This is a genomic window from Actinomyces ihuae, from assembly GCF_001457875.1.
In the GTDB taxonomy this organism is placed as follows: domain Bacteria; phylum Actinomycetota; class Actinomycetes; order Actinomycetales; family Actinomycetaceae; genus Pauljensenia; species Pauljensenia radingae_A.
In genome coordinates this window covers 444,723-463,880 of record NZ_CZPX01000005.1, presented here as the reverse complement: position 1 = coordinate 463,880, position 19,158 = coordinate 444,723, and the positions used below count along the sequence as shown (strand labels likewise).

The window sequence follows — 19,158 nt, the reverse complement described above, 5'->3', positions numbered from 1 at the left end:
ACGAACCGGCGTGGCACCGGCTTCCCATCGAGCCTGGAACGGTAGCGTCGTATTTATGAAGTCATCTGTGCGTCGCCGTCGTAATCCGTGGCCGCGCCGCATCATTTCGACCACGGTGTTGCTCCTGATCGTTGTGGCGCTTGTCGCGGGCCTCGTGACGCTCATCTCTCGAGCGATCGGACCGGAAAGCCGGCGGGCAGGGCAGGTGCAAACAGCGGTGCAGTCCGGTCAGACCGCACGCGCGCAATCGGGCGACACATATGCACAGTCGGGCCAGGGTTCACAGTCAGGTGCCACCGTCGGCGGTGTGCCTGTGTGCGACCCGCAGTCATTTCAGGCCACCATCGCGCTTGGCGCATCGCCAGTCCTGATCGGGCAGGGCACCTCGTTCGACGTCACGTTCACCAACAAGAGCAACCGTCAGTGCTTCACGACATTCGATCAGGCAGGTCTGCTGGTCGACACAGGTGGGTACACGGTATACGACACGACCTCATGCGAATCCCAGTCAGGGCAGGTCCCTTTGCTGTTCGGACCTCATCAGTCATGGACGGGGCACATAGCCTGGGATGGTCGAATCTACGACGCATCCTGCCAGGCCGTGGACACTGACTCCGATGGGAAAGCAGATATCGCGGATGCCGGCGGGTACACGGCGCGACTCTCATTCGCAGGTCGCGTCCTGACAAAGACACCCTTGACGTTCGAGGTGCGCTATGAGTAAGTGCCGATGTTCCTGGTGCTACCAGCCGACGATTCCTGACAGTGCCATAGCCTGCTGACGTTCCAGATTCTCCACGATCAGACCAGCGCGATACGGGCCAATGCCTTCAATGCGTTGAAGATCTTCCATACTTGCTTCGCGCAGTTCTGACAACGATGTGAACTCAGAAGCGATCACCTTAATGATGCTCCACGGCAGATGGGGAACCATCGACAGTGCGCGTATGCCGCGCGGCTGAATGGCGTTATCCAGGTCAGACATGTCGGCAACGTGCAGTCCCAGAACGTTTGCAATGGCAGTCAGATCGACCAGCTTGTCACCCTCCAGGGTGGACAGGTGTGATTCGGCGCGCGCAATTTCTGACGTGTGCCGGATGTAGTCGCGCAAAACCAATGCACGTTCAGAGGCAGAGCCGCGCACCAGGTCATCCACCTGCAGGGCGACGAGACGCCCATTGGAGCCCAGCTCTTCAAGGTACCCGTTGATTTCAGAGGTGATGCGCCTGATCATCTCCATGCGTTGCATCACCGTGGCAACATCACGCACCGTTGCAGAATCGCGCATCTCCAAAATCGTCAGGGTCTGCAGGACCTCGTCGAGGCGCTGCGAATAGCGGTCCAGAGTATCCACAGCCAGATTTGTTCGCGACAACAGTGTTTCCGGCTCGTCGACCGAGTGGTGCAGTGCGCCGACATAAATGGAGATCAGACGCATGGATGCCGACAGTGACAGCACGGGCACGCCAGTCTGGCGTGCGGTGCGTTGCGCAGTGCGATGACGCATACCTGATTCATTGGTGAGGATGGACGGATCAGGAAGCAACTGAACGTTGGCTCGCTTGATGCGCCATGAATCGGCCTCGAGAATCACTGCGCCATCCATCTTGCACAGTTCGCGCAGTGCCGAGGCGGAAAACTCGACATCGAGTTCGAAACCACCCGAACACATCGCTTCAATCTCAGGAGTCATCCCCATGACAATGAGAGCACCGGTGTGTGAACGCTGGATACGATCCAGCCCCTCACGCAAAGCGGTGCCAGGAGCGATCGCCTGAAGCGCGCCACGCAACGTCGCCTCATCGGATGTCATCGCGCACCTTCCTTCTTTCAAGTCACCCTACCTGCAGTTTACGGCAGTCCGACACGAACGCCAGTGGCTAGATCACTGACCGGAAAGATTTCGATACCGTCGACGGGCCGAACGTCGTCAGCTCCGCGCGCAGGGATAACAGCGTGCGTCAAACCCAGACGCGCTGCCTCTTGCAATCTGCGTTGTACTCCCACGCACGCGCGTACCTCACCGGTCAGACCCACCTCACCGAAAACGACGAGGTTATCCCTCAGCGGCTCGCCACGGTAGGCCGACACGATTGACAGTGCACACGCCAAATCGACCGCAGGCTCGCTGGCTTTCGCGCCACCTACCGTCGACACGTAGACATCTTCCGACGACGTGTCCAACCCCAGGCGCGCCTGCAAAACCGCCAGAATCATGGCGACACGGGAATGATCCACTCCGGCGGTTGTCCTGCGTGGCGATCCGCCCGCGCTCGCAGCGACCAGCGCCTGCACTTCCAATGGCATCGGTCGGCGCCCCTCCAGCGTGATCGTGGAGCACGAGCCGGGCACATGCAGCCCGTTCGATGACAAGAACAGGCCGGACGGGTCAGCAAGCCCGCGGATGCCCGTATCGGTCAGCTCAAAACATCCGACCTCATCGGTCGGCCCGTAGCGGTTCTTCACAGCGCGCAGCAGACGCAGGCGATTGTGCCGGTCACCCTCGAACTGACAGACCACATCAACGAGGTGCTCCAGAATGCGTGGGCCGGCAATGCCGCCATCCTTGGTGACGTGCCCGACCAACAGCACAGGCATGTTGCGTTCCTTGGCCAGCCTGATCAGCGCCGCAGTGACCGCACGAACCTGCGTGACACCGCCTGCCGCACCCTGCTCATCGCGTGAGTAAGCCGTCTGAACGGAGTCCACAATCAGCAGTGAAGGAGATTGCGCTTGAACGTGACCGGCGATCACGGCCACGTCAGCCTCGTCAGCAAGCAGCAGGGCATCATCCAGTGCGCCGATACGGGCTGCGCGGTTGCGCACCTGGGAAGCGGACTCTTCACCCGTGATGTACAGAACCGGCCCGTCACCATTGCTCCGCGCCAGCTCGGCGGCGCGTGAGGCAACATCGAGCAAAAGCGTCGATTTACCTACCCCAGGTTCACCGGCCAGCAACACCACAGCACCGGGGACAATTCCACCGCCAAGGACACGGTCAAGCTCACTGACGCCTGTCGATCGGCAGTCAGCGGCGTGAGCGTCCACCTGCACAATGGGCTGAGCTTGACGCGAAGGCGTGGCGGTAGCCGGCAGCAGCGCGGAGGGACGGCCAGCTTCTTCCAGTGTGCCCCACTCATGGCACTGACGACACTGACCGACCCACTTCGGGGACGTCCATCCGCACTCAGTGCATTCGAAGGTGGTTTTGTCTTTCGCCATGGTCACACGATAAAGGTCGTCATGTGCATCTGGAGACCTACCGCTCAGGGCCTGTGGGCGAAGTGCTCAAGCAGCATCGCATCGCCGGACACGATAATGATGTCCTCCGGGTTGATGCGTGTGGACGAGTCGGCGTATTCGAAGGGCTTACCGGGGCGCATCACACCGAGCATGTTGACGCCGTACTGTGCGCGAAGATCCAGCTCTGCCAGGGTGAATCCCTGAATTTCCTGAGGCGGCCGCAGCTTCATGATGGCGAAGCCCTGCTTATCCATTTCGATGTAGTCAAGCATGCGGCCACCCACCAGGTGCGCAGTGCGCTGACCGGCATCAAATTCGGGGTAGACCACGTGGTGTGCGCCGATGCGTTTGAGGATGCGTCCGTGTTCACGTGAGATGGCTTTCGCCCAAATCGAGGGGATCTCAATATCAACCAGGTTGGCAGTGATGAGCACGGATGCTTCCAGCGAAGAGCCGATCCCGACAACTGCCGACGCAAACTCGCGTGCGCCGAGCTGTTCGAGCGCCTCCGCATTGGACGCATCAGCTTCAACCAGCGGGATACGACCCGCAAATTGCTGGACGCGTCGTGGATCCTTTTCCACACCGAGAATTTCGTGCCCGAGCCGATCCAACGTGGCGGCAACGGCTGATCCGAAGCGTCCCAGCCCGATCACCAACGTGCCGGACGCGAGCGGTTTTTCTTCTGCCATAGGGGTATTGTCCCACAGCGTCGGGAGGAACGGGGCAGACCTATCCGACGATGGGCCGCTCAGCCGGCATTCTGATCACGCGGCGTCGTTCACGCAGTGCCAGAGCTGCAGCAACCGTCATCGTGCCCATACGTCCGGCGAGCATGAGGATAGTGAGCACATACTTGGCGAAAGTCGGCAGGGTTGGAGTGATACCAGTGGACAGACCCACCGTGGCGAATGCGGACACCGTCTCAAAGAGGACGACGTCCAGGGAGTAGTTCGTCACGGACAGCAAAATGATTACTGCGGTCGCCACCATTGCTGAGCCGATGAGCGCCACGGCAACGGCGAGACGTACCACTGAGTGCGGGATGCGGCGGCCGTACGCTTCAATATCGTGATCGCCTCGAGCTTCTGCCACGACAGCCAGCATGAGGACGGCAAATGTGGAGACCTTGATACCGCCTGCAGTTGAAGCCGAACCGCCGCCGATCATCATGAGGATGTCCTGGACGAAGTGTGTCTGAGGCTGCATACCGCCCACATTCAGGGCGGACAGACCTGAAGAGCGACTATTGACTCCCGCCAGGAACACATTGAGAACCTTTGAACTCGTATCAAGCGGCCCCAGGGTTTGCGGGTTGCCCCACTCCGTCAGAGCCATCAGCACTGAGCCGACTACCAGCAGCAGCAGGTACATCGTGATGGTCAATTTGGTGTGGAGCGTCCAGCGGCGAGGCGTGCGCCACCGCGCGACCACATCGGTGACAACGGGGAAACCTACCGCTCCTACAGCCGTGCCCAGTGCGATGGGGAACAGCATCCACCAGTCGGACACGAAGGGTGCTAGACCACCTGGAATGTTGACGAATCCGGCGTTATTGAATACGGAGATCGACAGAAACAATGCGTGTCCGATTGCACCTGTCACGGAGTCCGTCAGCTGCAGGAAACGTGGCAGAAATATGACGAATAGGATTGCCTCGGCAATCAGCGACGTGCCCACAACTGCGCGCAGCAGGGAACCGACCTGTCCCATACCGGACGACTTTGTTTCCATGGCGGCGAGCATGCGCTGCGTGAGCCCCAGGTGACGCGACACGGCGAAGCCGAGGATGGAGGCCAGGGTCATGACGCCGAGGCCACCGATCGCGATACCGATGGCGATGACGGCCTGCCCGAAAGAGGACCACTGCGTTGCAGTATCGACCGTTGTCAGACCTGTGACACACACCGCCGACACTGCGGTAAACAACACGTCCACAAATGATGCGGGCCGCCCTGTCGCAGAAGAAAATGGCAAAAGCAACAGCAGTGTGATGATTATCGCGATCGTGGCGAACACGGCGATCGCCAGGCGCGCCGGTGACGTGCGCGCTCGCTGCTCAACCCATTCGCGCAGGTGGTCCCAGCCTGATTTGCGCAAGAGCGTGAGTTGAGGGCCGTCCACACGCCGAACCAGGGGTGCCGCTGATGATGACTCAAGGCTCGGCGGTTCACCCGGTTGGATAGGGGAGCGTCGCCGTCTGAGTGATGTAGTGGTGATCGGCCGGTTGATCCGTTTCAGTGAGCGCCGGTGCGGGCGCGAGGAACGGACCATGACAACTCCTTTAAGCAAATCACCCGAGGCGGGTCAGCACTGTGATGCTAGCCCATCGTACGCGGGTTGGACCCGTTATCAGAATAGATGGAGTCGAGGTGGCGCACGGTCAGCTCCTCAACGCTGATGATCCCGGAGATGCTGGACAACGAGGTACGGCGTTTGCCCTCAGAAGGGAAAGCACAAGCAGAAAGAGTCGCCGTGTTGCGCCCCGCGAACACTTCCACCGATCCGCGATCAACCAGGACAGTCATCCGCAGGTGGGAGTCACCCTCGTCCATGTCGATGGGGGCGCTGCGGTAGCCGCGATCAGTTCCTGCCTTCGTACGCCTGTCGACAACGATGCGGCGCGCCAGATCGTCGTACGCCACCCACGTGTAGGATCCGTCCGATGTTTCGTTGACACGCAATCCAACCTGCTCAGAGGTGGTGGCAGACAGGTCAACAACCATGTCAATGGCGAATGCGTCCCCGTCGTCAACCAGGAGCCTGTCGCGGTTCGCGTCAAGAACAAAAGTGCCGAGGGTGTCCCGACCATATTCCAGCCCGTTGAGTTCAGGCAGGGCAGTGGCGGCCAGCTTGAGGTCCTCGGTGAGCGTCAACTCGCGCGGCACGGTGAACTGGCCGGACCAGTTGTCGCTGTACTGGGGTGCGAGAGGCAGCGTGAATGCTCCCATCCATGCCAGTGCGATGCGTCGGCCATCAGGAGCCTCGAAGGTCTGCTGTGCGTAGTAGTTTGAGCCCCAATCAGACAGGGCGTAATCGGTCAATGGATGGAAATCGCTGCCCAGCGTCCAATCGCCTACGACATAACCGGCGTTATGCCCGTTACGCATGGCATAGCCGGATGCGCGTGCGTTGGTCATCGGCCCGTAGCACAGTACCCAGTGGTCACCCAAGGGGAACAAGTCAGGGCATTCGAGCATGTAGACGTGCGGGTCAGGATCTTCGAACAGGACGCGGTCAAAGCTCCAGGTGCGCAGGTCCGGTGAGGTATACAGGTGAACCTGGCCGCGATCAGCTTCAGAGGTCGCGCCCAGCACCATGCACCACGTAACGCCTTGACGCCACACTTTCGGGTCACGGAAGTTCGGGAGGCCAGGGGCGTCAATAATGACGCCTTCCTTGTGAAAAGTCAGGCCGTCCTCAGATACCGCCAGGCACTGCGTCTGTTCGCTGCGACCGTCCGCGTGGCCGTCAAGCCAGCGATTTCCGGTGTAGAACACATACAGCAGGCCGTCTGGCCCCTCGACGGCGGAGCCGGAAAAAACGCCATCCTGATCTGCCGGAATGCTGGGGGCGAGGGCGATTCGCTCGCGCTGCCAGGTCACCAGATCAGCAGATGAGACATGGCCCCAGTGCATCGGACCCCACGCGGAGCCGTAGGGGTGATGCTGATAGAACGCGTGGTAGCGACCGTTGAAGTAGCACAGTCCGTTCGGGTCGTTGATCCACCCTGCTCGAGCAGCAATGTGGAAGGTGGGGTACCAGCGGTCGTTGCGTGCGCGCTCAAGCTGGTCAGAGGCTCTTTCAGCGCGTTCCAGCGCCTGCTCGTGTGCGAGGGTGAGCGGTGCGTGGGACAGGGGATGCTGCTCGTGTGCCAAGGCATGCGTATTCCCAGCGTTCAGGTGATCTTCCTGTTCGGGGATCTGTGCGCCTTCATTGGTCGGCTCGATATCGTGCGAATCCGTCGGCGTACTCATCAGGTGTCAGCCTCCTGTGATGCGCCAGTAATGGGCGCGAAAAGGTATCCAAGCTGTCCCCATCACTGTAAACAGCATCGGTGGCGCGCTTCAAGGCGATGCCTGCCAGCGTTCACCTGACGCTGCGAGGCAGCTCTCACATAAGGCGCTAGGTAGCGCCGCCTCGCTGGTGGCGCGAGTCATTGTCAAGCAGAGGGCGCCAAGCCGTGCCCAGCAGAGGGCGCTACCCAATTGTGCGAACGGAGTCCCGCTCCACGATCGGCACATGAACAAGGGTTGGTTCCGAGTGGGGCTCCGACTGCGATGAGTGATTATCTGCATTCTTCTGTGCCCGCCCATGTGAGCGGGCACAGTCAACCAGGAACTCCATCCCAAGGGCGCCCATCTCCAGGTACGGCAGATGCAGCGTCGTCATCGGCGGGCGCATCATGTTGGCAAGTGGCTCATCATCAAACGAGAGCACCGACATGTCGTCAGGCACCCGCAGGTTCCGATCACAGAGCGCCTGGTACACGCCCATTGCGATTCGGTCGTTGGCTGCAACGATGGCCGCTGCGCCGCTGCGATCTAGTCGATCGAGGATCGCATTCGCACCTTCGAAGCCCAGCGGAGACTCCCATGCTTCCCCCAGGAACCTCATCAACGATCTGTACGCCTGACGCAGCGCATCCTGCGTCAATACCGCGCAAGCGGGCTCCTATGCAGATGGATACTTCGGGTGCGGGGTCAGTCGGATAGCGCCCGATCAGAGCCACGCGACGGTGCCCATGCGCTCGCAGGTAGGCAATGGCACGGCGACCCGCGTCTTCCTCGTCAGGCATGATCGAATGCCACCCGTCGGCCTGGCCGTTAATGATTACTCCGGGCAATCCTGACGTCAAATGCGGCAAGGAGACCAGGCGTGGGGACATCAGGCCGACTGCAAATCCTTCGACTGCGCGGGACCTGAGGCCGCTCAGTGCGCGCGCCATGCCGTCGGGGCTTCGGTCGACTTCCATCATGAGGACTGAGAAGGAATGCTCGTCTGCGGTGTCGAGGATTCCACGGATCATCTGCGATGCGAATCGAGTAACGGTCACTCCACTGGAAACGAATCCAACCGTCGATGTCGTGCCGGTACGTAAATTACGCGCTGTGAGATTGGGTACATAGCCAAGGTGGCGAGCAGCCTGCTGGACGCGTTCAATGGTGGCCTCAGGGATGCGTGACTTGTGAACGCTATTGAGCGCCATGCTGACCGTCGCGGTGGACAGCCCGACATGCTGCGCGATATCAGCGATCGTAATGCGGCTTTCCATGTGGATCAGAATAAACCTCTGTGTATACAAAAGAGTGAAAGTGGATGAGGAGGTTTTTCGTCGATAGTTGCTGAAAAAGTCCTGAATGGCATTAAGATAGGGCTCGAGGCTTCTCGGAGCAGTGATCAGACCTGCCCGCCTCTTTGTTTTTGGGAGACGCAATGGACTCTTCACCTGCGCCCCGTTTTATGACGGTTGCGGAAGTGGCAGATCTCATGCGTGTGTCCAAAATGACTGTCTACCGCTTGATTAACAAGGGTGAATTGCCTGCTCTTCGCGTCGGCCGCAGCTTCAGAGTGCCCGAGGCTGCAGTGAGTCACATCATCGATGCCGGCCTTGCGCAATGGTCCGATGAACGTCAAAGTGGAATAAGCGGGTAGGATAGTAGGGTTGTATCTTTCGAGGTACCCCAGACCGTAGCTGTCATGCACCATCATGACTGCATTCAATTTGTGAATGACGAGGGAGGGCCCTATGGGTTCCGTTATCAAGAAGCGCCGTAAGCGCATGGCAAAGAAGAAGCACCGCAAGTTGCTGCGCAAGACACGGCACCAGCGTCGTAACAAGAAGTGACGCGACCGGGGCCCGGCCATCGTGGTCGGGTCTCGTTTTATATCTGATCAACCTGAGTAGCCGACCAGCGGCACAAACCCATCGAAGGGTGACAACCATGGAACTGACAACGATCCACGTGATGCGCCACGGGGAAGTCGATAATCCCGACGGTGTTCTGTACGGAAGGCTCCCTGGATTCGGCCTGACTGAGCTCGGGCACGCGATGGCGGAACGGGTCGCTCAGTACCTCATTGACGAGGGCGCCGATGTCACGGCCATTATTGCATCGCCACTCAAACGTGCTCAGCAGAGCGCTGCTCCGACCGCGCGGGCCTTTGACGTACCTGTCCAGGCGGACGTGCGCCTGATCGAAGCAGATTCAGCTTTCGAGGGTCTGCCCATTAACGCCAACCGTGCACTCTTACTGCATCCGCGTTACTGGCACCTCTATCTCAATCCGTTACGTCCCTCGTGGGGAGAATCCTATGCTGATGCTGCGTCGCGAATGAGTGCGGCAGTTTCCTCAGCCCTGGACAAGGCCCGTGGGCATGAAGCGTTGGTGGTTTCTCACCAAATGCCGATCACAGCGCTGACTCGTTTCGTGCAGGGTCGCATGTTGGCACACTCGCCACTGTCTCGTGTCTGTTCCCTGGCATCGGTGACGAGCTTCCATTTCAGCGGCTCGACGCTGGTGGGTCTCGACTATTCCGAACCATGCAAGGACATGTTGGCTCATGCGGCCGACATGACTCCAGGTGCGTCGGAAGCTCAGCTCAAACGGTAGTAACTGACATCTGCGTATCCGGCTGGTTGGGGCAGCCTATCGGTACCGGCCCTTTGATGTCGGCCTGTTCGAGTGCGGGCGGTGCGTGGCTATGTCTAGTCGGTCAGGCGCGGGCGGCAGCACCGCAATAAACGGTCTAGCGCGTACCTCTGCCTCCAACTGTCCCCTCCCGAACCTGCCTGTCTCTTTCTGCACCCAACTGTCGATCTGAAGGCAGTCTGCGAGGCGGGATTTTCACTAGCACCCGCCTGAACTGCGCAAACGGTGACGACACATCGGTGTGGAACTCGCGAGCGAGCTCGAGATCGACAGATGGGGAGAGAACGGACAGAGGGGCGAGAGGGGCAGATGGTGCGAGACGGAGCAGACGAGAGCGCTCGGAGATGTCTGTGATGAGTGACAGTGAGTGTTAGAGCTCGGGGTCCTCATCCAACGGGTCGCCAGTCTCGGACGTATCTTCGTCGGTGAAGGAATCGCGACCTGCTGGGCCCGCATTGCTAGTGGAATCAGGCTCTGGCGCGTCTGCATTGGTTGAGGAATCAGGGCTTGTTGGATCCGCATCGGTGTCGGAATCGGGCCCTGTCGCGTCTGCTTCTTCGGAAAATGAATCAGCCGGATCTGACTGGTCGGAATCAGAAACTGATGTGGAACCGGCTGGCGGCACGCGATATCCAGGCTCGTCAGGAGAACTCGAGTCGCTGTCAACGGGCTTCGCGTGATCTCCGTGCGCTTCCTCATTGCGAGCCTGCTCGCGTCGGCGGCGCTGAATGTCACGTTCCAGGCGGAACAGGAAATCCGGATCATCGTCGGGTGCCAGTGGTTCGCGACGCTGCGAGGACTGCGAACGGTCAGGTCGCCGGGACCATCCAGAACGCAGCGGATTCGATTCTGATGTCAAGTCCGACAACCCCGTGGTTTCCCCGGATTCGGCGCGCGTGATGGTTCGCAGCAGGATCCACACGATTGACCCGATGGAAATAAACGGCATCGTGATGACGATGATCGTCAGCCACCACATACGGCCGATACGACCAGGCACTTCATCATCAGGAGTGCGTGCCCAGTCAGCGATTGCGTAAATAGTGACGGCAATCCACAGGACAACGGCAAGAATACGAACCATCCCACCATTTTAGGTCAGGAACGACCATGCCTCGACACGACTTAGATGACGATGGCCACTGAAACGATGACGGCGCACGCCAGCGTCGCGATCCCCGTGTACTTCAAGGCGCGTATCAGATCGCGGCCAACCGCACCGTTGAGAACGATTCGAATACCGGGAATGACGGTGCCGGCCATCAGAACAGCGGCCACACACACCGCCCACCACGGGGAATGCACACTGATCGCCAGCACCACAACTGCGGCTATGAGGAGCGCGCAATACGCCGCTCGCGAAGCGGGATCGCCCAAACGGACAGCCAGAGTCATCTTCCCAGAGTTCCTGTCCGTGGGAATGTCACGCAAGTTATTCACCATGAGCAAGGCGATCGATTCCAACCCCATGCCTGCTCCGGCACACCACACCCACCAGGGAGCACTCAGAGTCTGCGTCCATGTGGTGCCCACAGTTGCGACCAACCCGAAGAAAATGAACACCATCAGCTCGGACAGTCCCACACCCATGTACCCGTACGGATTGCGTCCACCAGTGTAGAACCATGCGGCGGCAACTGCCGCGACGCCCACCACCAGCAACCACCACTGGCCAGACAATGCGATCAGAACCAGACCGGCCACGCCTGCCACAGCGAAACAAGCCAGCGCCACTGCCAGGACGACGCGCGGAGAGACCGAGCCGCCGCTCGTCAAACGTGGCGGGCCGGTGCGAAAGTCATCCGTTCCACGCACGCCGTCAGAATAGTCATTCGAAAAGTTCACACCGATTTGCAAAGCCAGCGCCACACACAGTGCGAGCAATGCGCGCCCCCAGTGCAACTGATCCAGCTCAGCTGCAGCCGCAGTTCCCACAATCACGGGCGCAAGAGCGGCCGGAAGTGTGCGAAGGCGGGCGCCCTCAATCCAGTCTTGAACAGTTGCCATTTAGCGTCGCCAGTGCTCCCCGTGTTCGATCTGTTCCATCACCAGTGCCCGCACACGGCTCCGGTCAACTTTCCCGGATTCCAGCATGGGCAGTGTGTGAAGCGGTACAACAACGCGTGGAGCCTGCGCTCGGCCCAGGCGCGCTCCCACGTGATCGCGAATGGAGCGCGCCCATGAATCCAGATCCGCACTGTGCGAGCTATCGCGCACCACCGCGGCGGTGACCACGTGCCCCCAGCGTTCGTCTTCAAGATCGAGGATCCAACTGTCACGCACACCCGGAGCTGACAACACGGCATCACGAACCGGACCAGGTGCCACTGACAGGCCGCCCGTCACGATGACATCATCGCTGCGCCCCAGCACCTGAACGTCGCCATTGGAGGCAATTCGACCGATATCACCTGTCAGCAGCCACCGTGCGCCACCCTCGTCAATGAAGGGGGAGGGGCCGTCCAGGTACTTTGTCATGAGCATGGGCCCGGCAATTGCCAAGCGTGATTGCCCGTCAACGTCGACAGCGCGGACCGTTACCCCCGGCAAGGGACGTGAGTTGTACACGCAGCCGCCACCCGTTTCAGTCATGCCATAGGTCGTGACCACCTGGATGCCGTGGTTGCGCGCAGCCTGCAGGAGTTCCTTGGTTATGGAAGAACCGCCGACGAGGACACCGGCAAGCGAGGCCAGTGCGCGAATAACTTCCTCACCGGCATCCAAACACGCTCGCAGCTGCACGGGTACCAGCGAGAGATACCCTGGCACATGTGAATCCTGAGTGGCACCCGCGATGGAAGAGAGCAGGTCAGCGGGGCGGAAACCTGAATCCGTGTCCACCACCATCGGGCTGAAACCGGCGACTGCACTGCGCATGAGGACCTGAGCACCGGCGATGTGATGGGCAGGAAGCGCAAGAATCCAACGCCCCGGCCCCTCCAGCGCCGCGTGAGTGGAGTGCACGGATGCGATTAATGCCTCGGTGGACAGGCCAACGAGGTGAGGCGTTCCCGTTGATGACCCCGACGTCGGAATCACCACGTCGATGCCGTCCAGAAGAGCCGGGTCATTGCGGACGTCTTCGGGTAGTTCAGGAAAAGCGTGCGACACATCGGTTTGAAGATGGCGCAAGGACGTATGGGGGATCTCGCTGGGAGGACGCATGACCACGACTGTTCGCTTGTGCGACGAGGGTGCCTCGTCCATGGCGCCGTCTGATGCTGTGCGTGCCTGTTCAGCCAGTTTGCTGAGCGAGGCGTAAGCCAAAGCCGCTGCTCCAACGGAAGTGCCTCCCGGAACGACTAAGACACGAGGGGTCTGCACTTGTCCTCCTTTACAAACGGCTTTTCTGAACCATCGTAGTGCCCAATCGGTCAATTAACGTGTGCGGAGATGAGATCGTGGGCAAGTCGACATGGAATTGCACCGATAGCCTCGTTACTATCGAGGTATGACTATTGGGAAGCTCTCAGCGAAAGCCTCATGGGCGCTGATCGCATTACTAGGAGCACTGCTCGTTGCAGTGATCGGTGTGGGTGCGTACGCGGCCTACTTCGCTGACCGCGCCTTGCCGCGAACCACTGTCGCCGGACAGTCCGTGTCCGGACAAAACCGCGACGAAATTGCCCAAGGTCTGCAGGAGCGAGCCTCACACGCCAGCATCAATGTGACGGTTGACGGTACGCTGACCAGCGCGACGCTGGAAGAAGTGGGAATCACCATCGACACCGACGCCACGCTGGATGATGTGTTCGCTCCCAACGGTTCGATCCTGTCACGCATCTCCTCACTGTTTACCTCGCGGGATGTCCAGGTGGTGACCTCGCGAGATGATGCGGCTGCGCAGGCATTGACTCAGAAAGTTTCCGCCTCTGTTGACCAGCCCGTACGCGAAGGTTCCATCCAGTTCAACGAAGACGGTGGCGCATTCAGCGTGATTGAAGCACAGGAGGGGCACAGTGTCGACCTCGAGCAGCTTGCCAGTGCATGCGATGAAGCTGCGCGCACGCTGACTACCCAGGATATTGACTTGCCGATGATCGCCGTCAGCCCGACGGTGACCACGCAAATTGCTCAGCAACTTGCAGACAAGGCGAACACGATGCTGGAAATTCCTGTATCGATTACTGACGGTATTCACACCTACTCACCCGATGCGCGTGAACGCTCGACGTGGATCGCGCTGCCGGATCTGAACGCCGCGGGCGGAGCTGGTGGCAAGGGTGCTGCCGCCAACACAGGCGCACTTGATGTCACGTGGAATGAGAAACCAGTTCGCGCGTGGGTTGAATCGACCGCGCTGTCCACCAACGAAGAGCCCACGAAGGGTGTCAAGAACGTCAATTCGCGTGGGGACGTTGTCGCGGTCGCGGATCCAGGTAAGAGCGGATGGACCGTCAACAACGCTGGCAAGGTGGCCGATGAGCTGCTCGCAGCCCTGAAAGACGGCACCGCCTACGAAGGCGATTTTGACTACGACCAGACCGAACCCGAATTCACCACCCGCGAGATTGCGGATGGTGCTGGCGACAAGGTGTATCAGGCAGCTCCTGGTGAAAAGTGGATCGACGTGGACCTGTCGAACGCATCAGTGACCGCCTACGAAGGTGCAACTGTTGTCCAGGGCCCGATCCCGATGGTTCCCGGCAAGCCCGGGTGGGAAACCGTTACCGGAACGTTCCGCATCTACCTCAAGCATCAGGACCAGATGATGGGCTGCAGCCCCGGCTACGACTACTGCACATACACACCGTGGGTGTCATACTTCCACGGTGACTACGCGTTGCACGGCGCGCCCTCACGCAGCTCTTTTGGGTGGTCAGGTGAAGGTGGCTCGCACGGTTGTGTCAATATGCCGGTTGATGGTGCGCAGTGGATCTATAACTGGGCCCCTGTCGGCACAGTGGTGGTGTCACACTACTGAGCAGCAGGCTCATCATTGCAGTTCGACCTTTTCGTATAAACCTGATAGCATTGTGATCAGTGACACGGGGTGCTTCACGCTGAGATCAAACCCGTTGAACCTGTCCAGATAATGCTGACGAAGGAATGTCCGATGGAGAATTTCCATACCCAATGCGTCGACGCTTTACACGCTGTCAGAACACACCACCCGCTCGTTGGAGCCATCACCAACTCGGTAGTCACGAACTTTACGGCCAACGCCCTGCTTGCCATTGGGGCAGCGCCGGCAATGGTCGATATCCCCGGCGAATCCGGTCCCTTTGCCGCAATTGCCAATGCTGTGCTGATCAACCTGGGAACCCCGACGCCGACTCAGTGCGAAGCCGCTCTGGAGTCCGCCACCAGCGCCAACGAAGCGGGCACGTGCTGGGTTCTTGACCCGGTTGCCATCGGGCCACTGCCGGTGCGCACGCAGCTCGCGCATCAGTTGGTCGCCCTCGGCCCGTCAATTGTGCGAGGCAACCCGTCGGAAATCATTGCTCTGGCAGGTCTGGGAGAAGGTGGCCGCGGTGTTGACTCCGCTGATGCGGTGGACGCCGCCATCGATGCCGCCCGCCGCATCAACAGCGAATATGGATCGTTGGTGGCTGTGTCCGGCAAGTCCGATGCGATCGTCTCAGCGGACGCAATCGTGCGTGTCGAGGGTGGCTCAGATATGCTGACCCGCATCACTGGGGCGGGATGCTCACTTGGCGCGCTGGCCGGCGCGTTCGCCTCTGTGGCTCGGACCCAGCTTGACGGTTTGGTTGCTGTTCACGCACTGTATGCGGCGGCCTCGGAAATCGCGGCGGAGCGTGCACGCGGAACCGGCACGTTCCAAATGGAGTTCCTCGACGCGCTGGACAACTTCCGCGATGAGGACTTTGAACGCGTCACCATCATCGCGCAGTGAGGCCAGGCCAGTGATGAACAAGGCTGTCTCATCCCTCGACCTGAGCATCTATCTTGTCACGGACGCAGACATGTGCCACGCTGCGGGACGCACCGTTGCGCAAACGGTGGCAGAAGCTGTCGCCGGAGGAGTGACATGCGTGCAGCTTCGGTGTAAAGACGCTGAGTCACTGGATTTCTTCAACGAAGTGATGGAAGTGGCCGACGCTGTCGCTGACTCGGTCACACTCCTGATCAATGATCGTGTGGATGTGTTCCTGGCGGCACGCCAGGCGGGCGCGACCGTTGCAGGCGTCCACGTTGGACAAACCGACTTGCCGGTTGCCCTTGTCCGCAAGCTGATCGGTCCCGAGGCCATCATCGGCCTGTCGGCCTCCACCCCTGAGGAACTGAAGGAAGCCGAAGAGAACCCGGGGCGCGTCGACTACATCGGCATTGGTGTCGTGCGTGATACATCCACGAAAACCGATGCTCCTGAGGAACATGGCATCGATGGAACAGGACAGATCGCACGCAGCACACACCTGCCGTCGGTGGCAATCGGCGGCATCAAAGCACCGGATATGGCACCGCTGGCACGTGAAGGATTGGACGGAGCGGCCGTCGTGTCCGCAATTTGCCTAGCACCCGACGCGCGCGAAGCTGCACGCGAACTGGCAGATCAATGGGCAGAAGGCCTGCGCAGCGCGGGTCACTAACCACCCAATTCAGACCCCGAGGAAGGGACTCAGCACGTGCCGGCTATGTATCCAGTGCGTCCGCCAGCTCATGATCCAAGCCCCGAATGACAGCGCATGCATCATCCATGCGATGAAGGAGAACATCTTATGAAAACAGTCAAAGCCCTAACAATCGCCGGATCGGACCCCAGCGGTGGGGCAGGCATTCAGGCAGATCTCAAATCGTTCAGCGCCTCAGGAGCTTACGGAATGAGTGTCATTACGGCGCTGACCGCCCAATCGACGCAAGGAGTGCGAGGCGTGTTCCCCGTCCCGGTGGACTTCGTGCGCCAGCAGATGGACACGCTGCTGGACGACATCACTCCGGACGCCACGAAAGTGGGAATGGTGGCAAGCACGGAACTTGCGGCCGCAATCGGTGAGTATCTGCCGCGCCTTTCGAACACGATTTTTGACCCCGTCATGGTGGCGACCTCCGGTGACCGACTGGTTGACGAGGACGCCATCGACGCTGTGCGCGACCTGTGCATGAAAGCTGACCTTATTACCCCGAATCTGCAGGAAGCAGCCGTGCTGCTGGATTGCGATGTGGCGACAACGCTGGACGAAGCAACCGACCAGGGCAAGGAACTTCTCGCGCGCGGCATGACCCGCGTCCTCATCAAAGGCGGACACCTGACCGACACGTCCACAGACGTGCTGATTGATGGTGACGGGGTCACATTCCTGAAGGGGACGCGTGTCGACACGCAGAACACTCACGGCACCGGATGCACGTTGTCCAGTGCCATAGCGGCCAGACGCCCACGCACAGACACCTGGGTTGATGCGATTGCTCAGGCGAAAGATTACTTGACGCGCGCGATCCTGGCTGCCGACTCGCTCGATGTGGGCAGGGGGCACGGTCCCGTTCATCACTTTGTCGACCTGTGGAATGACGAATCATGAGTTTTACCGACCAGGTATGGCAGCGCATCGAACCGGTGCGCAACGCGATCAGTGAGCATCCCTTTGTCTGCGCACTTGCCGACGGGTCGCTTGAGCTGGAGACATTCCACGAGTACCTACGCCAAGATGCGTTGTACCTGATTGACTATTCGCGCGCCTTGTCCGCACTGGCAGCCGGCGCCAGTGACGCTGACGAAGTGACGTTCTGGTCGGGGTGTGCGCATCAGACAATGGTGGATGAGCGTTCGCTGCACGCCTCACATGTGGACGTCCTTGAGGGGGCAATCATGAACCCCACATGTCGCGCCTACATGTCATTCCTGCTGGCCAGCACGCATGCCGAGACGCAGGGGGTTGGCATTGCAGCAGTGCTGCCATGCTTTTGGCTCTACGATTTCGTCGGGCATCGGCTCCGCGAGGGTGTCCACTCCGAGGATGAGCTGGACGCACACCCCTACGGTGACTGGATCAGAACCTACACGGGGCCAGAATTCGAGGAAGCGACGCGGCGCGCGAAACACTACGCCAACTTATATTCGCAGGCCAGTGACGAAGCAGGTCGTGAGCGAATGGCCGAAGCATGTGAAGTTGCGTCGCGCTATGAGTGGATGTTCTTCGACGCTGCGTGGACAGGTCAGCAGTGGCCACTGTAATGCGCGAGGCCACCGACAGTTGTCGGCCGGCGCAGTGAGGTCACCCGACGACGGGCCACGCGTCAGCAGTATGAATGGCCAGCTGTCAGCCGGCCGGCTTTAGTAGTAGTACGGGAAGGTCGACCAGTCGGGGGAGCGGTGCTCGAGGAACGCGTCACGCCCCTCCTGAGCCTCCGCCGTCATATACGCCATCCGGGTTGCCTCCCCGGCGAACACCTGCTGCCCGGCAAGACCATCGTCAGCCAGATTGAACGCAAACTTCAACATGCGGATCGCCTGCGGAGACTTGCCGGCAACCGTGTGCGCCCACTCCAGCGCCACATTTTCCACATCCTCATGCGGCACCGCACGATTGATGGCTCCCCACGCTTCCGCCTCTGCCGCGTCATAGCGGCGAGCCAGGAAGAAAATCTCGCGTGCGCGCCGATCACCGACCTGACGGGCCAGCAGCGCCGAACCGTACCCCGCATCAAAGGACCCCACGTTGGCATCCGTTTGCATGAACTGAGCATGTTCGCGGGAAGCGACCGCCAGATCACACACGACTCCCAATGAGTGACCGCCACCGGCAGCCCACCCGGTAATTGCAGCGATCACGACTTTCGGACAGGTGCGGATCAGGCGCTGAACCTCCAAAATATGCAGACGTCCCGCCCGAGCCGGATCGATCTGCTCACGCCGGCTCGACACATCGGCGTCCGCGTCAGCACCATCCACCTCGTAGCGGTACCCGTCGTTGCCTCGAACACGCTGATCACCACCCGAACAAAACGCGTAGCCACCGTCACGGGCAGACGGCCCGTTGCCAGTCAGGATGATCGCGGCAACATCACTGCTCATCCGCGCATGATCCAGACAGCGGTACAACTCATCGACAGTCAGCGGTCGAAAAGCATTGCGAATGTCTGGGCGATCAAAGGCAATACGAACCCAGGGCAGATCCTGTCCGGCAGGTGTGCCGTCGCAAGATCCGCGCGAAATTCCGCGATGATACGTCATGTCGGTCAGGTCCTCGAACCCCTCGACAACACGCCAGCGATCAGGATCGAAGGTGTCGGACACAAATGGAAGAGCACTCATGACCTCCACACTAGCGGCTAATCTGGAAGCCATGAGTACAGATCT

Annotated in this window: 20 protein-coding genes and 1 riboswitch; of the genes, 9 read left to right on the top strand and 11 right to left on the bottom strand. The window is 60.1% G+C overall.

The window, feature by feature from the left end; all coding sequences use genetic code 11:
• Positions 1-10 precede the first annotated feature (10 nt).
• Complete coding sequence (locus BN3002_RS06755; protein WP_257525553.1) at positions 11-724, top strand: hypothetical protein; 714 nt, start codon at positions 11-13, stop codon at positions 722-724.
• 18 nt (positions 725-742) lie between these two features.
• Here BN3002_RS06755 and disA read toward each other — a convergent pair whose 3' ends face one another.
• The 7 genes from disA to BN3002_RS06720 form a co-directional block, all read right to left on the bottom strand.
• Positions 743-1,813 carry a DNA integrity scanning diadenylate cyclase DisA gene (disA, locus tag BN3002_RS06750; RefSeq protein ID WP_058237219.1) on the bottom strand — a complete coding sequence of 357 codons (1,071 nt, stop codon included), beginning with the start codon at positions 1,811-1,813 and terminating at the stop codon, positions 743-745.
• 38 nt (positions 1,814-1,851) lie between these two features.
• On the bottom strand, positions 1,852-3,222 hold the full coding sequence (gene radA, locus BN3002_RS06745; protein ID WP_058237218.1) for a DNA repair protein RadA: 1,371 nt from the start codon (positions 3,220-3,222) through the stop codon (positions 1,852-1,854).
• A 44-nt stretch (positions 3,223-3,266) separates the two neighbouring features.
• Positions 3,267-3,935: a potassium channel family protein gene (locus BN3002_RS06740; protein ID WP_058237217.1), complete on the bottom strand. Its 669-nt coding sequence runs from the start codon at positions 3,933-3,935 to the stop codon at positions 3,267-3,269.
• Positions 3,936-3,975: 40 nt separating this feature from the next.
• Positions 3,976-5,517 carry a TrkH family potassium uptake protein gene (locus BN3002_RS06735; RefSeq protein WP_082628574.1) on the bottom strand — a complete coding sequence of 514 codons (1,542 nt, stop codon included), beginning with the start codon at positions 5,515-5,517 and terminating at the stop codon, positions 3,976-3,978.
• Positions 5,518-5,564: 47 nt separating this feature from the next.
• Positions 5,565-7,220: a glycoside hydrolase family 32 protein gene (locus BN3002_RS06730; RefSeq protein ID WP_082628573.1), complete on the bottom strand. Its 1,656-nt coding sequence runs from the start codon at positions 7,218-7,220 to the stop codon at positions 5,565-5,567.
• Between the two features lie 223 nt (positions 7,221-7,443).
• Complete coding sequence (locus tag BN3002_RS06725) at positions 7,444-7,746, bottom strand: substrate-binding domain-containing protein (protein ID WP_504739173.1); 303 nt, start codon at positions 7,744-7,746, stop codon at positions 7,444-7,446.
• Positions 7,715-8,518, bottom strand: a complete 804-nt coding sequence (locus BN3002_RS06720) for a LacI family DNA-binding transcriptional regulator (protein WP_058237215.1) — start codon at positions 8,516-8,518, stop codon at positions 7,715-7,717. The genes BN3002_RS06725 and BN3002_RS06720 overlap by 32 nt, the downstream gene beginning before the upstream one ends.
• Before the next feature lie 161 nt (positions 8,519-8,679).
• On the opposite strand from BN3002_RS06720, the gene BN3002_RS10765 reads away from it, so the two are divergent.
• The 3 genes from BN3002_RS10765 to BN3002_RS06710 all read left to right on the top strand — a co-directional run bounded on the left by BN3002_RS10765 (position 8,680) and on the right by BN3002_RS06710 (position 9,857).
• Positions 8,680-8,898 carry a helix-turn-helix domain-containing protein gene (locus BN3002_RS10765; protein WP_070725342.1) on the top strand — a complete coding sequence of 73 codons (219 nt, stop codon included), beginning with the start codon at positions 8,680-8,682 and terminating at the stop codon, positions 8,896-8,898.
• 94 nt (positions 8,899-8,992) lie between these two features.
• Positions 8,993-9,091, top strand: a complete 99-nt coding sequence (locus BN3002_RS10760) for a 30S ribosomal protein bS22 (protein ID WP_003792170.1) — start codon at positions 8,993-8,995, stop codon at positions 9,089-9,091.
• A gap of 97 nt (positions 9,092-9,188) precedes the next feature.
• On the top strand, positions 9,189-9,857 hold the full coding sequence (locus BN3002_RS06710; protein WP_058237213.1) for a histidine phosphatase family protein: 669 nt from the start codon (positions 9,189-9,191) through the stop codon (positions 9,855-9,857).
• Positions 9,858-10,266: 409 nt separating this feature from the next.
• Here the strand turns inward: BN3002_RS06710 and BN3002_RS11290 are convergent, their stop codons facing one another.
• Genes BN3002_RS11290 through BN3002_RS06695 form a run of 3 tightly spaced genes read right to left on the bottom strand, consistent with a single transcriptional unit; the run spans position 10,267 to position 13,220 of the window.
• Complete coding sequence (locus tag BN3002_RS11290; protein ID WP_058237212.1) at positions 10,267-10,980, bottom strand: hypothetical protein; 714 nt, start codon at positions 10,978-10,980, stop codon at positions 10,267-10,269.
• A 41-nt stretch (positions 10,981-11,021) separates the two neighbouring features.
• Positions 11,022-11,903 carry a 1,4-dihydroxy-2-naphthoate polyprenyltransferase gene (locus tag BN3002_RS06700; RefSeq protein ID WP_058237211.1) on the bottom strand — a complete coding sequence of 294 codons (882 nt, stop codon included), beginning with the start codon at positions 11,901-11,903 and terminating at the stop codon, positions 11,022-11,024.
• Positions 11,904-13,220, bottom strand: a complete 1,317-nt coding sequence (locus BN3002_RS06695) for an AMP-binding protein (RefSeq protein ID WP_058237210.1) — start codon at positions 13,218-13,220, stop codon at positions 11,904-11,906. It abuts the gene before it with no gap.
• Between the two features lie 127 nt (positions 13,221-13,347).
• On the opposite strand from BN3002_RS06695, the gene BN3002_RS06690 reads away from it, so the two are divergent.
• The 5 genes from BN3002_RS06690 (at position 13,348) to BN3002_RS06670 (ending at position 18,033) form a co-directional block, all read left to right on the top strand.
• Positions 13,348-14,820: a L,D-transpeptidase family protein gene (locus BN3002_RS06690; protein WP_058237209.1), complete on the top strand. Its 1,473-nt coding sequence runs from the start codon at positions 13,348-13,350 to the stop codon at positions 14,818-14,820.
• Positions 14,821-14,875: 55 nt separating this feature from the next.
• Positions 14,876-14,963: riboswitch (TPP riboswitch) on the top strand.
• Complete coding sequence (gene thiM, locus BN3002_RS06685) at positions 14,953-15,753, top strand: hydroxyethylthiazole kinase (RefSeq protein WP_074026203.1); 801 nt, start codon at positions 14,953-14,955, stop codon at positions 15,751-15,753. It overlaps the preceding riboswitch by 11 nt.
• Positions 15,725-16,450, top strand: a complete 726-nt coding sequence (thiE, locus tag BN3002_RS06680) for a thiamine phosphate synthase (protein WP_307781419.1) — start codon at positions 15,725-15,727, stop codon at positions 16,448-16,450. The genes thiM and thiE overlap by 29 nt, the downstream gene beginning before the upstream one ends.
• Positions 16,451-16,579: 129 nt before the next feature.
• Positions 16,580-17,380: a bifunctional hydroxymethylpyrimidine kinase/phosphomethylpyrimidine kinase gene (thiD, locus tag BN3002_RS06675; RefSeq protein WP_082628572.1), complete on the top strand. Its 801-nt coding sequence runs from the start codon at positions 16,580-16,582 to the stop codon at positions 17,378-17,380.
• Positions 17,377-18,033 carry a TenA family protein gene (locus BN3002_RS06670; protein ID WP_058237205.1) on the top strand — a complete coding sequence of 219 codons (657 nt, stop codon included), beginning with the start codon at positions 17,377-17,379 and terminating at the stop codon, positions 18,031-18,033. The genes thiD and BN3002_RS06670 overlap by 4 nt, the downstream gene beginning before the upstream one ends.
• Before the next feature lie 99 nt (positions 18,034-18,132).
• Here BN3002_RS06670 and BN3002_RS06665 read toward each other — a convergent pair whose 3' ends face one another.
• Positions 18,133-19,113 carry a 1,4-dihydroxy-2-naphthoyl-CoA synthase gene (locus tag BN3002_RS06665; protein ID WP_058237204.1) on the bottom strand — a complete coding sequence of 327 codons (981 nt, stop codon included), beginning with the start codon at positions 19,111-19,113 and terminating at the stop codon, positions 18,133-18,135.
• Positions 19,114-19,158 lie beyond the last annotated feature (45 nt).

Coding starts and splice junctions, on each gene's coding strand:
- BN3002_RS06735 (WP_082628574.1), bottom strand. CDS start 5,517: ATGGTCCGTTCCTCGCGCCCGCACCGGCGCTCACTGAAACGGATCAAC.
- thiM (WP_074026203.1), top strand. CDS start 14,953: ATGGAGAATTTCCATACCCAATGCGTCGACGCTTTACACGCTGTCAGA.
- BN3002_RS06720 (WP_058237215.1), bottom strand. CDS start 8,518: ATGGAAAGCCGCATTACGATCGCTGATATCGCGCAGCATGTCGGGCTG.
- BN3002_RS11290 (WP_058237212.1), bottom strand. CDS start 10,980: ATGGTTCGTATTCTTGCCGTTGTCCTGTGGATTGCCGTCACTATTTAC.
- BN3002_RS06670 (WP_058237205.1), top strand. CDS start 17,377: ATGAGTTTTACCGACCAGGTATGGCAGCGCATCGAACCGGTGCGCAAC.
- BN3002_RS06730 (WP_082628573.1), bottom strand. CDS start 7,220: ATGAGTACGCCGACGGATTCGCACGATATCGAGCCGACCAATGAAGGC.
- BN3002_RS10760 (WP_003792170.1), top strand. CDS start 8,993: ATGGGTTCCGTTATCAAGAAGCGCCGTAAGCGCATGGCAAAGAAGAAG.
- BN3002_RS06710 (WP_058237213.1), top strand. CDS start 9,189: ATGGAACTGACAACGATCCACGTGATGCGCCACGGGGAAGTCGATAAT.
- BN3002_RS06700 (WP_058237211.1), bottom strand. CDS start 11,903: ATGGCAACTGTTCAAGACTGGATTGAGGGCGCCCGCCTTCGCACACTT.
- radA (WP_058237218.1), bottom strand. CDS start 3,222: ATGGCGAAAGACAAAACCACCTTCGAATGCACTGAGTGCGGATGGACG.
- BN3002_RS06740 (WP_058237217.1), bottom strand. CDS start 3,935: ATGGCAGAAGAAAAACCGCTCGCGTCCGGCACGTTGGTGATCGGGCTG.
- disA (WP_058237219.1), bottom strand. CDS start 1,813: ATGACATCCGATGAGGCGACGTTGCGTGGCGCGCTTCAGGCGATCGCT.
- BN3002_RS10765 (WP_070725342.1), top strand. CDS start 8,680: ATGGACTCTTCACCTGCGCCCCGTTTTATGACGGTTGCGGAAGTGGCA.
- thiD (WP_082628572.1), top strand. CDS start 16,580: ATGAAAACAGTCAAAGCCCTAACAATCGCCGGATCGGACCCCAGCGGT.
- BN3002_RS06690 (WP_058237209.1), top strand. CDS start 13,348: ATGACTATTGGGAAGCTCTCAGCGAAAGCCTCATGGGCGCTGATCGCA.
- BN3002_RS06665 (WP_058237204.1), bottom strand. CDS start 19,113: ATGAGTGCTCTTCCATTTGTGTCCGACACCTTCGATCCTGATCGCTGG.